The sequence below is a fragment of the Rhodoplanes sp. SY1 genome (assembly GCF_046000175.1).
GTDB lineage: Bacteria > Pseudomonadota > Alphaproteobacteria > Rhizobiales > Xanthobacteraceae > Rhodoplanes.
The window spans coordinates 1-15,718 of sequence record NZ_JBEOMB010000009.1 but is presented as its reverse complement, the minus strand read 5'-3'; the positions used below and the strand labels follow the sequence as shown (position 1 = coordinate 15,718).

The 15,718-nt window shown below is 71.0% G+C and carries 12 protein-coding genes; 4 read left to right on the top strand and 8 right to left on the bottom strand.

Going from position 1 to position 15,718, the window contains the following annotated elements:
- Positions 1 to 5 precede the first annotated feature (5 nt).
- Positions 6 to 164: a hypothetical protein gene (locus ABTU92_RS03335; RefSeq protein ID WP_170145880.1), complete on the bottom strand. Its 159-nt coding sequence runs from the start codon at positions 162 to 164 to the stop codon at positions 6 to 8.
- Positions 164 to 1,744 (bottom strand): NADase-type glycan-binding domain-containing protein, encoded by a 1,581-nt coding sequence (locus ABTU92_RS03330; protein WP_408087655.1) that lies wholly within the window; start codon positions 1,742 to 1,744, stop codon positions 164 to 166. Before ABTU92_RS03330 ends, ABTU92_RS03335 begins: the two co-directional genes overlap by 1 nt.
- 186 nt (positions 1,745 to 1,930) lie before the next feature.
- Between ABTU92_RS03330 and ABTU92_RS03325 the strand changes: the two genes are divergently transcribed.
- Positions 1,931 to 3,913 (top strand): diguanylate cyclase domain-containing protein, encoded by a 1,983-nt coding sequence (locus ABTU92_RS03325; RefSeq protein ID WP_408087653.1) that lies wholly within the window; start codon positions 1,931 to 1,933, stop codon positions 3,911 to 3,913.
- 149 nt (positions 3,914 to 4,062) lie between these two features.
- On the opposite strand, the gene ABTU92_RS03320 is transcribed toward ABTU92_RS03325, so the two are convergent.
- The 6 genes from ABTU92_RS03320 to ABTU92_RS03295 all read right to left on the bottom strand — a co-directional run bounded on the left by ABTU92_RS03320 (position 4,063) and on the right by ABTU92_RS03295 (position 13,739).
- On the bottom strand, positions 4,063 to 5,343 hold the full coding sequence (locus ABTU92_RS03320; protein WP_408087651.1) for an O-acetylhomoserine aminocarboxypropyltransferase: 1,281 nt from the start codon (positions 5,341 to 5,343) through the stop codon (positions 4,063 to 4,065).
- 203 nt (positions 5,344 to 5,546) lie between these two features.
- Positions 5,547 to 10,574, bottom strand: a complete 5,028-nt coding sequence (locus ABTU92_RS03315; protein ID WP_408087649.1) for an autotransporter-associated beta strand repeat-containing protein — start codon at positions 10,572 to 10,574, stop codon at positions 5,547 to 5,549.
- 855 nt (positions 10,575 to 11,429) lie between these two features.
- On the bottom strand, positions 11,430 to 12,011 hold the full coding sequence (locus ABTU92_RS03310; RefSeq protein WP_408087647.1) for a CoA-binding protein: 582 nt from the start codon (positions 12,009 to 12,011) through the stop codon (positions 11,430 to 11,432).
- Positions 12,012 to 12,188: 177 nt separating this feature from the next.
- Positions 12,189 to 12,455, bottom strand: a complete 267-nt coding sequence (locus ABTU92_RS03305) for a cysteine rich repeat-containing protein (RefSeq protein ID WP_408087645.1) — start codon at positions 12,453 to 12,455, stop codon at positions 12,189 to 12,191.
- Positions 12,456 to 12,591: 136 nt separating this feature from the next.
- Positions 12,592 to 12,894: a hypothetical protein gene (locus ABTU92_RS03300; RefSeq protein WP_408087643.1), complete on the bottom strand. Its 303-nt coding sequence runs from the start codon at positions 12,892 to 12,894 to the stop codon at positions 12,592 to 12,594.
- Between the two features lie 23 nt (positions 12,895 to 12,917).
- Positions 12,918 to 13,739 carry an enoyl-CoA hydratase gene (locus tag ABTU92_RS03295; protein ID WP_408087641.1) on the bottom strand — a complete coding sequence of 274 codons (822 nt, stop codon included), beginning with the start codon at positions 13,737 to 13,739 and terminating at the stop codon, positions 12,918 to 12,920.
- A 171-nt stretch (positions 13,740 to 13,910) separates the two neighbouring features.
- On the opposite strand from ABTU92_RS03295, the gene ABTU92_RS03290 reads away from it, so the two are divergent.
- From ABTU92_RS03290 to rpsI, 3 genes are all read left to right on the top strand, one after another.
- Positions 13,911 to 14,393: a PaaI family thioesterase gene (locus tag ABTU92_RS03290; RefSeq protein ID WP_408087639.1), complete on the top strand. Its 483-nt coding sequence runs from the start codon at positions 13,911 to 13,913 to the stop codon at positions 14,391 to 14,393.
- A gap of 202 nt (positions 14,394 to 14,595) precedes the next feature.
- Positions 14,596 to 15,060, top strand: coding sequence for a 50S ribosomal protein L13 (rplM, locus tag ABTU92_RS03285; protein WP_111356766.1), 465 nt, complete (start codon positions 14,596 to 14,598; stop codon positions 15,058 to 15,060).
- A gap of 2 nt (positions 15,061 to 15,062) precedes the next feature.
- The gene (gene rpsI / locus ABTU92_RS03280; protein ID WP_111356765.1) at positions 15,063 to 15,542 is read left to right on the top strand and encodes a 30S ribosomal protein S9; all 480 of its coding nucleotides are present in this window, start codon (positions 15,063 to 15,065) and stop codon (positions 15,540 to 15,542) included.
- The last annotated feature ends 176 nt before the right edge of the window (positions 15,543 to 15,718 follow it).

Sequence of the window (15,718 nt, the reverse complement as noted above, 5' to 3'; positions counted from 1 at the left end):
CTCGGTCATTCCGGGGCGGCGCACCGCGCCGAGCCCGGAATCCAGCCCAGGATGTCGAGCTCGCCGCTGGATTCCGGGTTCGCGCCTTCGGCGCGCCCCGGAATGACGAGTTCTGCAAAGCCCTCGCCTGTGTCGACGACGACTGCGGCCCGGGCCGTGCCCACTACCGCGCCCTTTCAGAAAGCACCGTCAGCTTGGAGATCGCCGTGTCGGTGTAGCGGGTGCCGCGATAGGTGCGGTCGATGACGAGCTGGACCCAGTGGGCGCGCACCGGACGGTCGAGCGTGACGGTCTGCGGGCCGAGGCGGTCCTGCAGCGTCAGGCTGCGGGTCTCGCCGGTGGAGAAGACCAGCCGCAGCGTCTGCACCCGGCCGTTCTTGACGTAGAGGTCGGTGCTCTTCTCGTAGCCGTTGTTGACCACGAGGCCGCGCACCGTCCGCTCGCCGTCGAACGCGATCGTCACCCACTCGCCGGTGCCGTCGCCCGCGGCGCCTTCGACCCAGGCGCTGCCCGGATCGCCGCCGAACAGGTTGCGCACCCCGTAGGTGCTGCCGAACTGCGGATCGAGCACCGAGCTCGCGCAGTAGAGATCGGTGCCGGCCGGCGCCGAGAAGCTCGCGCAGCTTTCCCGCGGCGAGCGCGGGCGCGGCGGCACGCCGCCGTCGGGCGGCAGGGCGGCGACCTTGCTGCGGTCGTCGACCGGCCGGCCGCCGCGGCTCTCGATCTCCTGGAGGCGGAGATGCGCGAGCGCCACGAAGGTGCCGTTCGGGAAGGCGGCGATGTAGCTGCGGAGCTGGGCGGCGTCGCCCGTGTCCTTCACCGAGTTCCAGTAGGCGATGTCGGCATCCTGGCCGCGGCCCGCGGCGGCCGCCGACGGCGGCGTCGTGGACGGCGTGGTCGTCGCCGCGGGGCCGGGGGCGGGCCGCTGCGTCGCGGTCTGCGGCGGCGCGCCGCCGCCCGGCACCAGCACGACGTCGCCGATCAGCGAGGAGTGGTCCCACGGAACCTGGCGCGACCGCGTCGCGGCGACCACGTCGGAGCGGATGCGCCGCATGGTGACGGCGATGTCGAGCCCCGGGGTCGGCAGATGCTTCAGGAGCGCCGTGGTGAACGGGCTGTTGCGGCCCTCGCCGTCGAGGGCGACGTTGTCGGGCTGGGTCGCGTACGCGATCATCGTGCCGACCGCGCTCTGGATCGAGGCGAGCCCGGTGCCGACCGAGGCCGAGCGGGTGCCGAGCGAGCGGGCCAGCGTGCGGGCGAGGGGATTGTCGCGGCAGGCGTCGAGGAAGACGAGATTGACGCGCGCCTCGGCCTCCATCTGGCCCAAGACCTGGCCGACCTCGACGGTCTCGAAGGAGAGGTCGCCGGGCCGCTCCAGCCTGGCGTCGACCGGCACGAGGTAGTTCTTGCCGGCGACCTGCAGGCCGTGCCCCGCATAGAAGAACAGCGCCACCGAGGCACGGTCGAGCGCCCGCCCGAAGGCGCGGATCTTGTCCTCGAGCGCCGGCTTGTCGAGGTCGCGGCCCTCGATCACGGTAAAGCCGATGCGGCGCAGCGCGGCGGCGACGTCGGCGGCGTCGTTGGGCGGGTTGGGCAGTGGCGTCGCGGCCCGGTAGGCGCCGTTGCCGATGACGAGCGCGACCCGCTCCTGGGCCTGGACCGGCGTCGTGCAGGTCAGCGTCGCGACCCCGAGAAGCATCGCGGCCAAGGTCGCGGCGAGGACGGCGAGCAATCGATATCGCATGGGCATCATCGCTGAGGGATCCCCGACGAGCCGCCGCAGGATAGCGCATGGCCTAGGGGGCGGCGAAATGGTCACCGATGGTTGATCGGAATCGCGCGGATATGTCCTCGAAACAGCGATAAAACTGTCTGAAATCTCGCGATTTCGCCTAAGGGAAACGAAAGCCACGGGGCCTACAAGGTCCACATGGTGTTCCGGAATTCCCTCTCGGCGCGAATCGGCGCGCACTTCTCGTCGATCGGGGTTCGCTCCGTCGTCCAGCCGGCGACCGGGCTGGGGCTGCTCGTCATCGTGCTGCTGTGGAGCGGGATCGGCTACCAGCTCGGCCTGGAGCGGGAGAAGCTCGGTGCCGTGGCGCTGCAGAACACCCGTAATCTCGCTCGCGTGGTCGAGGAGCACGCGGCGCGCGCCATCACCGGGGCGGACCAGATTCTCCGCCTCGCCCGCGCCGAGATCCTGCGCAACCCCGACGGCGTCGACCTGCGCGCCTTCGCTCGCGAGGTGACGCCGCAGGGTGACATCGCGATCCAGCTCTCGCTGATCGGCCCCGACGGCCGGCTGCGCCTGAACAGCCTGATGGTGCCGACCGCGGCGATCGACCTCTCCGACCGGCCGCATTTCATCGCGCATCGTGACGCGGCCGGTGACGAGCTCGACATCAGCGTCCCGATGGTCGGGCGGGTCTCTCATCGAACCACCCTGCAGCTCTCCCGTGCGGTCCGCGGTCCCGACGGCCGGTTCCGGGGCGTCGTCGTGGCGTCGCTCGACGCCGACTACTTCTCGCGCTTCTACGCCTCCATCGACATCGGCCGGCAGGGGACCATCATGCTGGTCGGCACCGACGGGGTGGTCCGGGCCGGGGCCGGCGCGGCCGCGCCGCTGATCGGCCGCAAGGGCGAACGCCCATGGCCGACGCTCGAGAACATCGCCAAGGTTCCGGTCGGCACCGTGGTCGGGCCGAGCCTGATCGACGGAGTCACCCGCTTCGTCGCGTTCCGCCGGGTCGAGGGGCTGCCGCTGGTCGTCTACGCTTCGGTGTCGGCGGCCGACGCGCTCGCCGACAATGCCTGGTACGTCAAGGTCTACTCGGCGCTCGCCGGCGTCCTCACGCTGGTGGTGCTCGTCGCCATGGTGCTCGCCGTGCGCCAGCGGATGCGGCTCGAGCGCACGAGCGTGGCCCTGCATGCCAGCGAGGCGGTGGCGCGCCGCACCTCGCAGGAGCTCGCCGTCACGCTCGACACCATGGCGCAGGGCATCGTCATGGTCGACCGGGACGGCCGCATCGCGGTCGCCAACCGCCGCGCCGCCGAGCTGCTCGGCGTGCCGTTGAAGATGCTGGCCGAACGGCCGACCTTCGATGCGCTCGTCGCCGAGATGGCGCGCCGCGGCGAGCTCGGTGTCGCCGGCGACGGCGGGGCGGGCGGCGCGCCGGCCCGGCGCCTGTCGGTCGCCTTCGGCGCCACCGCCGCGGACACCGGCCCGGTGGTGTTCGAGCGGGTCCGGCCGACCGGCCAGACCATCGAGGTGAGCTGCGTGCCGATGCCGGACGGCGGCATGGTGCGCACCTACACGGACGTCACCGAGCGGCGCGCCGGCGAGCGTCGGATCGCCTACATGGCGCTCCATGATCCGCTCACCGGCCTGCCCAACCGCACGCTGTTCCGCAGCCGCCTGGAGCAGGCGCTCGACCGCCAGCGCGATCGCGGCGCACCCTTCGCCGTGCTCGGCATCGACCTCGACCGCTTCAAGGAGGTCAACGACTGCCACGGCCACGCCGTCGGCGACGCGCTGCTCCTGCGGGTCGCCCACCGGCTGCGCCGCTGCCTCGGCGAAGGCGACGTCGCAGCCCGGCTCGGCGGCGACGAGTTCGCCGTGCTGGCGACGCGGCGCCACGGCGACGACGATCGCGCGGCGCTCGCCGGGATGATCCTCGAGGCGCTGACGGCGCCTTACCGGATCGACGGCGAGACCGTGGAGGTCGGCGCCAGCGTTGGCATCGCGCTCGCGCCGGAGGACGGCGCCGGCATGGAGGCGCTGCTGCGCGCCGCCGACCAGGCCATGTATCGGGTCAAGGCGCAGGGCCGCAACGGCGTCTGCTGGGCCGGCCGCGCCCCGCGCTTCACCGGCCCGGTGCACGGCGTCGGCGGAGCCCGCATCGACGCGGCGTGAACGCGACGAAACCTCTATAAATCTCGGCCTTGTCATGGCCGCGCGTGTCGCGGCCATCCACGGCGGTGTTCATCGCGCCGTAGAGACGTGAATGGCCGGGACGAGCCCGGCCATGACGTCCTTGTTCGATGCCCGTCGCCGAGACGGTGTCACCCCGCCAGCGCCTGCTCCAGGTCGGCGACGATGTCGGCCACGTCCTCGATCCCGATCGACAGGCGCACCACGTCCGGTCCCGCGCCGGCGCCGACCTTCTGGGCGTCGGAGAGCTGGCGGTGGGTGGTCGAGGCGGGGTGAATGATCAGCGAGCGGGTGTCGCCGATGTTGGCGAGATGCGAGAACAGCTTCACGTTGGAGACGAGCTTCACGCCCTCGTCGTAGCCGCCCTTCAGGCCGAACGTGAACACGGCGCCGGCGCCCTTCGGCACGTACTTCTTGGCGAGGTTGTGATAACGATCGCCGGGCAGGCCCGGATAGCTCACCCAGGCGACGCGCGGATGGCTCGACAGCCATTCGGCCACGGCGAGCGCGTTGTCGCAATGCCGCTGCATGCGCAGCGGCAGCGTCTCGATGCCGGTGAGGATCATGAAGGCGTTGAACGGGGACAGCGCCGGCCCGAGGTCGCGCAGGCCCAGCACCCGGCAGGCGATCGCGAAGGCGAAGTTGCCGAAGGTCTCGTGCAGGACGATGCCGTTGTACTCGGGGCGCGGCTCGCACAGCATCGGATAGCGGCGCTCGCGCGACCAGTTGAAGCTGCCGCCGTCGACGATCACGCCGCCGATCGAGTTGCCGTGGCCGCCGAGGAACTTGGTGAGCGAGTGCACGACGACGTCGGCGCCGTGCTCGATCGGCCGGCACAGATAGGGCGTGGCGAGCGTGTTGTCGACGATCAGCGGCACGCCGGCCCGCTTGGCGATCTGGCTGATCGCCGCGATGTCGGTGATCACGCCGCCCGGATTGGCGATCGACTCGATGAAGATCGCCTTGGTCTTCGGCGACACCGCACGCTCGAAGCTCGCGAGGTCGTCCGGGTCGGCCCACACGACGTTCCAGCCGAAGCTCTTGTAGGAGTGGTTGAACTGGTTGATCGAGCCGCCGTAGAGCTTGGTCGAGGCGACGAACTCGTCGCCCGGCGTCATCAGCGCGTGCATCACCAGCATCTGAGCCGCGTGGCCCGACGCGACGGCGAGACCCGCCGTGCCGCCCTCCAGCGCGGCGACGCGCTCCTCCAGCACCGCGTTGGTCGGGTTGGTGATGCGCGTGTAGATGTTGCCGAACGCCTGCAGCCCGAACAGCGAGGCCGCATGGTCGACGCTGTCGAACACATAGGACGTGGTCTGGTAGATCGGCGTCGCCCGTGCGCCCGTGGTCGGATCGGGCTGGGCGCCGGCATGGATGGCGAGCGTCGAAAATCCGGGCTGGCGGTCGGTCATGATGGCTCCGTGCGGAGAGGGGCGGACCAGAGGAAATCGGGCCTCCGGTGTAGCCCACCGTCGGGGGCCGTCAAGGCGGCCCGCCGGAAGGCAATCTCAGCCTACGCGTTTGCCGCATCGCGAAGAAAACTGCTTCCCATGCCGATTGGAGGAGGACAGGGTTCTTTCGCGAGACTCTCACCACGTGACACGGGGCATCGCGTTCACCACGTGATGCGGAGCGTCCCGGTGCCGGCGAGGGCACGGGTGTGTGCCCCGAGCTCGCCGTCGGCCTTGCCGATCAGGGTGACACCGGTGGCGAGGCGCAGCTCCGCGGCGGCGGACAGAAGGGCGAGGGCGGCGTCGGGCGCGGCGCCGGCGACCACGAAGCTCGCCGTCGGCAGGGCCTGGAAGGTCGGAGTGAGGCGGCGGTCGGTCTCGAAGTCGTGCGCCCAGGCGGCGCGCCCGCGCAGAATCAGCTCGCCGAGCCGAGTCGGGGTGCGGGCATCGGCCCAGGCGCCGAGCTCGCTGCGCGGCGCCGTGACCGTCTCGCCGGCGTAGGCGAGGGCGAAGCTGCCGGCCCCGGCCGTCGCCGTTTCGGCGAAGCCCGGCATGCGGAAGGCTTGCACCTGGCCGGCCGCGTAGGGCGTGAGTCCGAGCGCCGGGCCGCCAAAGCGCCAGCCGGCCTCCAGCCGGGCGCCGAACACCTGCGGATGGAAGCGCCCCTCCAGCGTCTCGCCGGCGACCGAGACCATGCGGGTCGTCGTCGCGTCGTGCCAGGCATAGGCGAGCGCCGCCGAGACGAAGGCCGGCCCGAACCTGTGCGACCCGTAGAGGCCGGCCTGGGCCGTGTCGGTCTTGCCGTCGCCGAGCCCGGCCGTGGTCCAGCGGGTGCCGCCGCCGGCGAGCGCGAAGCCGAGGACCGCGTCGGGGGAGACGCGATAGTCGGCACCGGCCGCGACGCCGAACACGCGGGTGTCGAGATCGTGGCTGCCGGTCGCGGCATCGCCGTCGACCCGGCCGTTGCCGCCGAAGGCGGCGCCCCAGACGGTCCACTGCGGCGCCGGACGGCCGGCGGGCGGCGCCTTGCCGTACACGCCCGGCATCGCCGCCGCATAGGCGCGGGCGGCGTCCGCAGGCAGGGCGGCGGCGGCGTTCGCCGCGGCGGTATCACCCGCGAAGGCGAGGGCCGGGCCACCGGCCCCCGTACCGGAAACGCCGCGCGTCGCGACGAACGGATCGAGCATCAGGCCGAGGAACGCGCCGGTCGCCTGCAGGCCGGCCTGGATGGCGCCGGTCGCCGGTTCGCCGGAGAGCTGCGAGAGCGCGGTGCGCAGCGGCGTCCCGGTCAGGCCGAACACGCCGAGGAAGGCGGGCGGCAGCGCCGCGCCGGCGTTGAAGGCGTTGCCGAGCGAGGAGGCGACCGCCTGCTGGTTCCGGTTCAGGCCCTCCACGGTGCCGATCGTCGCCGTGAGGTCGAGCAGCACGTCGGTCGACGTGTAGCTCAGCTTCGCCAGGAACCCGGCCGGCAGGTTGGTGGTCGAGAGGGCCGCGAAGCTGGTGCCGGCGAGGCCGCCGGCGGCGGACAGGATCACGTAGTTGCGGGTGACGTAGGTGCCGGGCTGGAACAGCGCCGACACGGTTCCTGCGAGCGTCGCCGTGCCGGTGACATTGGTGCGATCGGCGGCGCTCGGCGACACCTCGACCTTGTAGGTGCCGGCGGTCGTGAAAGTCAGGTTGCCGGCGACCGTGACGGTGCCGATCGAGTTGCCGGGCGACAACGTGCCGGCGATCACGGTGCTCGGCAGCGTGCCGGTGCCGCCGACCGTCGCGCCGGCGTCGACCGTCAGCCCGCTCGACGTCGCGATCGTGCCGTTGACGATCAGGGTGCCCCCCGAGACCTGCGTCGCGCCCGTGTAGGTGCTGGTGCCGGACAGCGTCAGCGTGCCGGTGCCGATCTTGGTCAGGCCGCCGGTGCCGGTGCCGCTGCCCGGCAGGGTGCCGAGGTTCTGGATCACGCCCGAGAACGCGGTCGAAAGATCGTTGGCGCCGACCGTCAGGGTGTTGCCGCCGAGGCCGACGCGGCCGGCGCCTTCGAGCGAGCCGATCGTGACGCCGCCCGTCGCCTGCGAGATGTCGAGAAGGCCGCCGGCATTGACGACCTGGCGCGAGGTGCCGCCCGTCGCGTTGTCCGTGAAGAGCGTGCCGGTGCCGTCGAGCGCGGCGCCGGCGTTGGTGACGATGATCGCCGAACCGGCCGTGGACTGGCTCTGGAAGGTGAGCAGGCCGCCGGCATCGGTCGTGATGGTAGCGGCGCCCGCCGTCGACTGGTTGCCGAACGTGGTGCTCGATCCGGCGCCGGTCACGATGGTCGCGGTGCCGGCCGTCGCGGTGTTCCGGAACTGGAGAAGGCCGCCGCCCGTGCTGGTGATCCGGGCATTCGCGGCGGTCGTCGTGTCGGCGAAGTCGACCAGGCCCGTGTTGGTGATCGTCGCGGTGCCGGCGCTGCCGGCGTTCTGGAACGCGACGGTGCCGCTGCTGACGATGGTCGCGCTGCCCGCCGTCGCGCTCAGCCCGGCCGTCGAGCCGACCACGATGGAATCGCCCGCTGTCGACGTGATCGTGCCCGTCCCGAGCGAGCCGTTGGCGACGGCGAGATTGCCGCCGTTCAGCGTCGCATTGCCGGGCAGGGTGACGGCGTTGGCCGCGTCGCCCAGCACCAGGCTGCCGCCCGTGATCGTGGTGAGCCCGGTGTAGGACAGCGCCCCGGTGAGCGTCAGGACGCCCGCGCCGGACTTCGTCAGGGCGCCGGCGCCGGTGCCGTTCGCGACGGCGCCGGACAACGTCATATCATTGCCGTTGGTGTCGATCTGGCCACCCGTGGCGTTGAGCCGGAACGCGTTGCCGAAGACGAGATTGGCGGCGCCCGCCTGGAAAACGCCGCCGTCCAGCGTCACCGCGCCGGTGCCGACCGAGCTCGACGTGCCGGGCGTCGAATTGGTCACCCGCAGTGTGCCGGCGCTGATGATGGTGCCGCCCGAATAGGTGTTGGCACCGGACAGCACCAGCGTGCCGGCGCCGGTCTTCTCGACGATGCCGGGCGTGCCGCCGTCGGAGATCACGCCGGAGATCGTCTGAGTGGTGCCGGTCGGGGTGTCGAAGATCGGATCGCCGTTGATGACGAAATTGTTGGTGAGCGTGTAGTTGTTGCCGGCCGAGAACGCCAGGGTGGTGCCCTGCGCCATCGTCACGGTGCCGGTGCCGAGCGCGGAATTGTTGCCGACCGTGACGGTGCCGGCGCTGATCGTCGTGCCTTGGTCGTAGGTGTTGGTGCCGGAGAGGGTGAGATTGCCGGCGCCGCGCTTGGTGAGCGAGCCTAAGGACGACGTCAGATTACTGGCCCAGGTGACGTTCTGACCGTTGGTGTCGACGGAGTAAAGTTGACCGCCATTGGTGGCGAAGCGCGACGAGTAGTCGGTCTGGTTGGCGGCGCTGTATTGCAGCGTGCCTCCGAAGAAGAAGATGGTCCCCGTCGTGCCGATCGCGCCGGCGCTGCCGAGGTTGAGCGTGCCGCCGTTGGTAACACTCGTCGATCCGGTGTAGCTGTTGTTGCCGGTCAGCGTCAGCGTTCCCGCACCACTTACACCAACCGCGCCCTGCCCGCTGATATTGCCCGAAAACGTATAGTCGTTGGACCGGCCGAAATTGAGGTTCGTGGCCGTGCCCAGGACGACGTCGCCGAGAATGGATCCCGAGGTGCCGCCGTTGCCGATGTTCAGATTGCCCTGCGTCACCGTGGTGCCGCCCGTGTAGGTGCTGGCGCCGGTGAGGGTCAGCGTCCCGAAGCCGGATTTGGTCAAGGCGGCGCCGGCGGTGTTTTCGCCGATGCCCTGCGAGATCGTCGTCGCGCCGTTGGTCTCGATGGTGCCGCCGCCCGTGCCCAGCGTGACGGTCCGGGTCGATGCCAGATCGAGGCTCGAGGCGAGTTGCAGCGTTCCGCCCGCCAGGATCAGCCCGCCCGTGGTGGCGCCGAGATTGGCGTCGGAAGAGATGTTGAGGATGCCGCCCGAGACCGTCGTGCCGCCCGAATAGGTGTTGGTGCCGGACAATGTCAGCGTGCCGGTGCCGGTCTTGGTCAGGCCACCGGTCCCGTCGATGATCCCGGACAGCGTGCCGGCGAAGCCATTGGTGTCGATGGTGCCGCCGCCGGCATTCAGCGTCACGGTGCGGGCGCTGGTGAGGGCCGCCTCCAACTGCAGCGTGCCGCCGCCGAAGCCGAGCCCGCCCGCCGCCGCGCCGAGATTGGTGTCGGAGGAGATGGCGAGCGTGCCCTGGTCGATCTGCCAGGAGGTCGTCGCCGTGGTCGTGCCGGTCAGGCTCCAGGTGCTGCTGCCGGTTTTCTGATAGGCCGTGAAGCCCTGATAGCCGTTCGTCGTCGCGCCGATGGCGGAGACGTCGAACGTGCTGTTCGTGGTGCCGCCGAGCTGCAATGTTCCGGTTCCGCCGGCCACCACCACATTGCCCATGGTCGACCCGCCGGCCTGGAGCTGATAGGTGTTGGTGCCGCCCGTGAAGGTGACGGCGTTGGCGCGGGTGACGCCGTCGCCCGACACTCCGCCGAAGATGCCGCCGCTGTTGACGATGGTGAGGTCGGCGCCGGCGACGCCGGCCCCGCCGGCGCCGACTGCCCCGCTCTGCCCGGCCGCGCCGACACCAGCGGTGCCACCGGAGCCGCCCAAGATGGTGCCGCTGTTGGTGAGCAGGATGCCCGACGCCGACAGGCCGACGCCGCCTGTGCCGCCAGTGCCGCCGTTGCCCGGCGGCGGGTTCCCGAAGTCGACGCTGTCTCCGCCGGCGCCGCCTGCGCCACCCGTGATGGTGGCCGTGTTGGTGAGGCTGGTCGCGGTTCCCTGGATCAGCAGGCCGAGGCCACCACTGCCGCCCCAGCCGCCATTATCGACGCCGGCGCCGCCCGGCCCGCCATGGCCCGCGGTGACGTTGGTCGAAAGCGTGCCCAGGTCGCCGGCGCCGGTGATCACCGCGCCATAGCCGCCAGCGCCGCCACCGCCGCCGTCGGTTCCGACCGAGGCGCCGCCGGCGCCGCCGTGGCCGCCCTGCACCGCAACGGTCGGCAGCACCGTATCGACGAACCCGTGAGCACCGCCGCCGCCGCCGGCGGCGCCGCTGCTGCTGCTGCCGCCGGTGCCGCCGTTTGCGCCGGCCGAGCTTCCGCCGGCGCCGCCTGCGATCACTCCACCTCCGACGCTTCCACCCGCTCCGCCCGTGACACCGGCGCCGCCGCCGCCCCCGCCGGGATCTGTGGCGCTGGTACTGGCACCCACGCCGCCCGCGCCGGTCGCGCTATCCGTGCCTCCCGGGCCGGCCGTGCCCTTCCCGCCGTCGGCCCACGCGGGAGTCGCGGCGAGCATCCCGAACAGGGCGGCCGCCGGCAGCAGACCGACGAGCGCGCTGGTGCCGAGCAGCGCCGGCCGACCACGGTGGCGCGGGCGCTTGTCGCCCGACCGACGACCGACGGGGCTGATCGCCATGGCTGCCGAGGTTGCTGTCGCATCCGCCGGATCCGCGGAAGCAGGCACGACTGCCGGCGCTGCGCCACGTGTCCGGCCGCGCGCGGCGTGTCGGCCGAGAGATTCTCTCGACACCCGCCAGCCGGAGAGCTCCCGAGCCGAACCAGGTCCCTCGCGCATGTCGCCACCACATTCTTCCGACAGGCGCGCGATGGTCCTGCATCGCGGGCGCCCCCACGGACCGGCGCCGGCAAACTCGTCGTCTGCATGCGTGCGGAGACCGGTTCCCTCGCGCCGGGATGCTAGCGAGGAGCAGGGATTAGTCAAAAATTAGGAATTATGGGCTCATCCGGGTGAGCGTCGGATAGGTTATGAGAAATAAAAGAGAATTTTGATCGGCCCGAGCATCTGTCCGACGATTCCCCCGTTCTCGTTTTTGCCAAAGGTTGCTCTATTTTCCTGGCCGTTGCAGTTCAGCAACGTCGAGGCGGGATGCGGTGGCTGGGTGAGGTAATATAATAAGGTTCGCGTGACGTCCGGTCCCGTCCACATGGTTGAAGGCGCCGCCGGACGTCCGCATCAGCTCTGCTTCGGCTCGTCCTCGCGTGGCGGCGCTGCGGACGTGCCACCCGCCATCGTCACCCGGCCGAGGGACAGGCGCTGCACGCCCTTCTGGGGCATCGGGGCGCGTTTGGAGGAGAGGGTGCGCGAGTTGACGCCCATCCAGCCGATCTCGGAGGAGAGGCGGCCGTACTCGATCTTTGGGCAGCGATCCATCACCACCTTGAGGCCGAGGCTCTCGGCGCGCGCCGCGGTCGCGTCGTCGCGGACGCCGAGCTGCAGCCACAGCACGCCGGGGCGCGGCGCCATCGCCAGCATCTCGTCGAGCGTCCCCGCCGCATAGGAGGCGTTGCGGAACAGGTCGACCATGTCGACCGGCTCGTCGATGTCGGCGAGCCGCGCCACCACGCGCTGGCCGAGGATCTCCTGGCCGGCCAGGCCGGGGTTCACCGGGATCATCCGGTAGCCGCGCTCGAGCAGGTACTTGAAGGCGAAGTAACTGGGCCGGTTGTCCTTGGCCGAGGCGCCGACCATGGCGATGGTCCGGCACGTCGTCAGGATGCCGCGGATGTAGGAGTCAGGATAGTCGTCGTGGGTCATGCGTGAGCGAGGCCGATTCGGCGACCCTCTGCCTCGTCATGGCCGGGCTCGTCCCGGCCATCCACGCCAGGTTCGCACCGGCTAAAAGTCGTGGATGCCCGGCACGACGCCGGGCATGACGCAGAAAGCGCGGCCGGTGTTAGTCCGTCCCGCCGGATTCTGAAAGGCGCGGCCTATTCAGTAGGCCGTGCCGGGACGGTTGCGGCGGGGGGCCTTGCCCTTGCTGATCGCCGCCCGGCAGGCCGGGCTGATCTTGCGGGCGTTGCGCTTCAGGCAGCGATAGACCTTGCCGTGGTCCGGGATCGCCTCCTGGCAGTAGGTCTGGGCGTCGAACTGGCAGGCCATCTGGTCCTGGCTCGACTGGGCGAGGGCGGGGGTGGGCGCGGCACCGAGCGCGAGCAGGATGGCGAGGCCGGCGGCGGCCGGGACGAGAGCAATCCGCATGGGTCGTCGTCTCCTTTCAGGGAGGTGACTTTTCAGCGAGGTGACGTTCGGAGAGCGGTCGGGGAGAAAAAGCCTTCGGTCTGAAATGGATCGAACGGGGCAGAGGTTCCCCGGTGGTGAGTGTCGGCGAATCGGCTCATGGTTCGGATGGGCGCGCGGCGGTGTCCGCTGGCCGGCGGAGCAGCGCCAGCGGACCGATCGTGACGACGCCGATCGCCGCCGTCACCAGGGCGTCGACGGCCGCCGCATCGAGGCACAGCTCGCCGCAGCGCCAGGCGCGCGCCGCGGTCAGCCCGAGCGACACCGTGAGGCCCCAGGCGGCGCCGGCGAGCAGCATGCGACGCAGCGCCGGCCCGTCGAGGTGGGCGACGCATTTACGCGCGATCCCGACCGGCGAGAAAGCAGGGCGGGCGAAGGCGGCACGGGCCGTTGCAGTCATCGAACCTCCGTCACTTGCGGGTCTCAGCGCTCCCAGACCGGCGGGCGCTTCGCCACGAACGCGCCGATGCCTTCCTCGGCGTCGCGCGCCAGCATGTTCTCGGTCATGACTTCGGCAGCAAAGTGGTAGGCCTCGGCGAGCGGCAGCTCGCGCTGCTTGTAGAAGGCCGCCTTGCCGAAGCGGATCGCCACGGCCGACTTCGCCGCGATGCGGCCCGCCAGCGCCAGCGCCTCGGCGCGCTCGTGCCCGGCCGGCACCAGCCGGTTGACGAGGCCGAAGCGCACCGCGTCCTCGGCGCCGATCAGGTCGCCGGTCAGGAGCATCTCCATGGCGTGCTTCCCCGCCACGGCGCGCGACAGCGCCACCATCGGGGTCGAGCAGAACAGGCCGATGCTCACCCCGGGCGTGCCGAAGCGGGCGTCATCGGCGGCGATCGCGAGGTCGCAGTTCGCGACGAGCTGGCAGCCGGCGGCGGTCGCGATGCCGTTGACCGCGGCGATCACGGGTTGGGGCAGGGCGACGATCGCCTGCATGACGGCGGCGCAGCGGCCCAGGAGGTCGGCGAAATAGGCGCGGCCGCGATCCGGGTCGGCCCGGTGTGCCGTCATCTCCTTGAGGTCGTGCCCGGCGCAGAACGCCGGCCCCTCGGCGGCCAGCACCACGGCGCGCACGCCGCGGTCCTGCGCGATCGCAGAGAGGGCGCCGAAGAGTGCCGCCAGCATGGCGTCGGAGAGTGCATTTCGCGCGGCGGGCCGGTCGAGCACCAGCAGTGCGACGCCGTCGGCGTCCGTGCGGCGGAGCGGCGGCGTGGCGATCGAGGCAGGGGTGAGCGTCTCGGTGGTCATCGATGGTCTCCTCGACGGGGGCGCGGGTGCGCTACGCCCGGGCGTCGGCTCGGAAGCTTCGGCCGCAACTTCGCGAACGCTTGCTCCGGACCGCCGGCCGCGACGATGATCCGGCCCGGCTTCGACGCTTCGGCGACGGAGCTTTTCCCCGCAGCCAGGACCAGCCCCCGCATGTCCGACCGCACGCCGCCCCCGCCGCCCGTCTCGTCCTCGCCCGAGCATCCCGCCGTGATGGCGGTCGCCGAGCTCGAGGCGTTTCTGGCGCACGAGTACCCGCAGATGTTCAACGCCGGAACCGGCGTCCGGATCGAGGCGGCATGGTATCACGGCGCCCGCGTCCGCCAGGCCTTCCGGCCCGAGATGCTGCGGCCGGGCGGCACCATCTCCGGGCCGACCATGATGGCGCTGGCCGACGTCGCCCTCTATGTCGCGGTGCTCGCCTCGATCGGCCCGGTGCCGCTCGCGGTGACGACCAGCTTCAACATCAACTTCCTGCGCCGCCCGGCGCAGCGCGACCTTGTCGCGCAGGCCGCGCTGATGAAGCTCGGCAAGCGGCTGGCGGTCGGCGAGGTGGCGATCCTGTCGGAGGGGCACCCCGATCCGGTGGCGCATGTGACCGCGACCTACTCCATTCCGGCAAGGCATTCGCTCTAGGTACCAAATTACCATATTTTCAAATGACTGATTTAAAAGCGTAATTTCTCGCATGTTCGGATTGACGCGAACGGCTCCGGACGGTACACACGCCGCCACGGTGGAGGCCTCCCGGCGCCCGCCGACGGCGTGTCCGGGACGGGGGCTGTGGTTCGGCCCGGGCGCGCCTCCGACGAAATCAAAACCATCGGATCAGGACGCCATGAAGAGCTATTCGGCCAAGCCTGCCGAGGTCGACAAGAAGTGGGTGATGATCGACGCCTCCGGCCTCGTCGTGGGCCGGCTCGCGGCGATCGTGGCGATGCGGCTGCGCGGCAAGCACAAGCCGACCTTCACGCCCCATGTCGACTGCGGCGACAACGTCATCATCGTCAACGCCGACAAGGTCGTGTTCACGGGCCGCAAGGTGCAGCAGAAGGTGTACTACCACCACACCGGCTTCATCGGCGGCATCAAGGAGCGCTCGGCCAAGTCGATCCTCGAGGGCCGGTTCCCCGAGCGCATCGTCGAGAAGGCCGTGCAGCGCATGCTGCCGCGCGGGCCGCTCGGCCGCCGTCAGCTCGGCAACCTGCGCGTCTACAGCGGCCCCTCCCATCCGCACGAGGCCCAGACGCCGGAGACGCTCGACGTCGCGGCGCTGAACCGCAAGAACGCCAGGAGCGCGTGATCATGGCCGAGACCATTCAATCTCTCGAAGATCTCTCGGCCCTGAAGACGGCCGGCGTCGTCGAGGCTCCCAAGTACGAGCAGAAGCTCGACAAGCAAGGCCGCGCCTACGCGACCGGCAAGCGCAAGGACGCGGTCGCCCGCGTCTGGGTGAAGCCGGGCACCGGCAAGATCGTCATCAACGGCCGCGACGTCGAGGTCTACTTCGCCCGTCCGGTGCTGCGCATGATGATCCAGCAGCCGCTCGTCTCGTCGAACCGCAACGGCCAGTACGACATCACCTGCACGGTGTCGGGCGGCGGCCTGTCCGGCCAGGCGGGCGCGGTGCGCCACGGCATCTCCAAGGCGCTGACTCATTACGAGCCGGATCTGCGCGGCGTGCTCAAGCGCGGCGGCTTCCTGACCCGCGACTCGCGCGTCGTCGAGCGCAAGAAGTACGGCCGCGCCAAGGCCCGCCGGTCGTTCCAGTTCTCGAAGCGCTGATTTCTTCGCTCGTTTGCGGAACGCGAAAGGGGGGCTCTGCGGCCCCCCTTTTTGCGTTCGCACCATCGCCGACGGTCGCGCCGACGCGCGAGGGTCAGGCCGCGGCCGCGACGGTCGTCCCGGCCGTGCCGCTGCTCGCGTGCGTGCCGGACGCCTCGGCCGGCGGCGGGCCGGGC

What these genes read in the sequence shown, in the direction of transcription:
- ABTU92_RS03305 (WP_408087645.1), bottom strand. Translation starts at nt 12,455, where the DNA reads ATGCGGATTGCTCTCGTCCCGGCCGCCGCCGGCCTCGCCATCCTGCTC.
- rpsI (WP_111356765.1), top strand. Translation starts at nt 15,063, where the DNA reads ATGGCCGAGACCATTCAATCTCTCGAAGATCTCTCGGCCCTGAAGACG.
- ABTU92_RS03330 (WP_408087655.1), bottom strand. Translation starts at nt 1,744, where the DNA reads ATGCGATATCGATTGCTCGCCGTCCTCGCCGCGACCTTGGCCGCGATG.
- ABTU92_RS03325 (WP_408087653.1), top strand. Translation starts at nt 1,931, where the DNA reads ATGGTGTTCCGGAATTCCCTCTCGGCGCGAATCGGCGCGCACTTCTCG.
- ABTU92_RS03295 (WP_408087641.1), bottom strand. Translation starts at nt 13,739, where the DNA reads ATGACCACCGAGACGCTCACCCCTGCCTCGATCGCCACGCCGCCGCTC.
- ABTU92_RS03320 (WP_408087651.1), bottom strand. Translation starts at nt 5,343, where the DNA reads ATGACCGACCGCCAGCCCGGATTTTCGACGCTCGCCATCCATGCCGGC.
- rplM (WP_111356766.1), top strand. Translation starts at nt 14,596, where the DNA reads ATGAAGAGCTATTCGGCCAAGCCTGCCGAGGTCGACAAGAAGTGGGTG.
- ABTU92_RS03290 (WP_408087639.1), top strand. Translation starts at nt 13,911, where the DNA reads ATGTCCGACCGCACGCCGCCCCCGCCGCCCGTCTCGTCCTCGCCCGAG.
- ABTU92_RS03300 (WP_408087643.1), bottom strand. Translation starts at nt 12,894, where the DNA reads ATGACTGCAACGGCCCGTGCCGCCTTCGCCCGCCCTGCTTTCTCGCCG.
- ABTU92_RS03310 (WP_408087647.1), bottom strand. Translation starts at nt 12,011, where the DNA reads ATGACCCACGACGACTATCCTGACTCCTACATCCGCGGCATCCTGACG.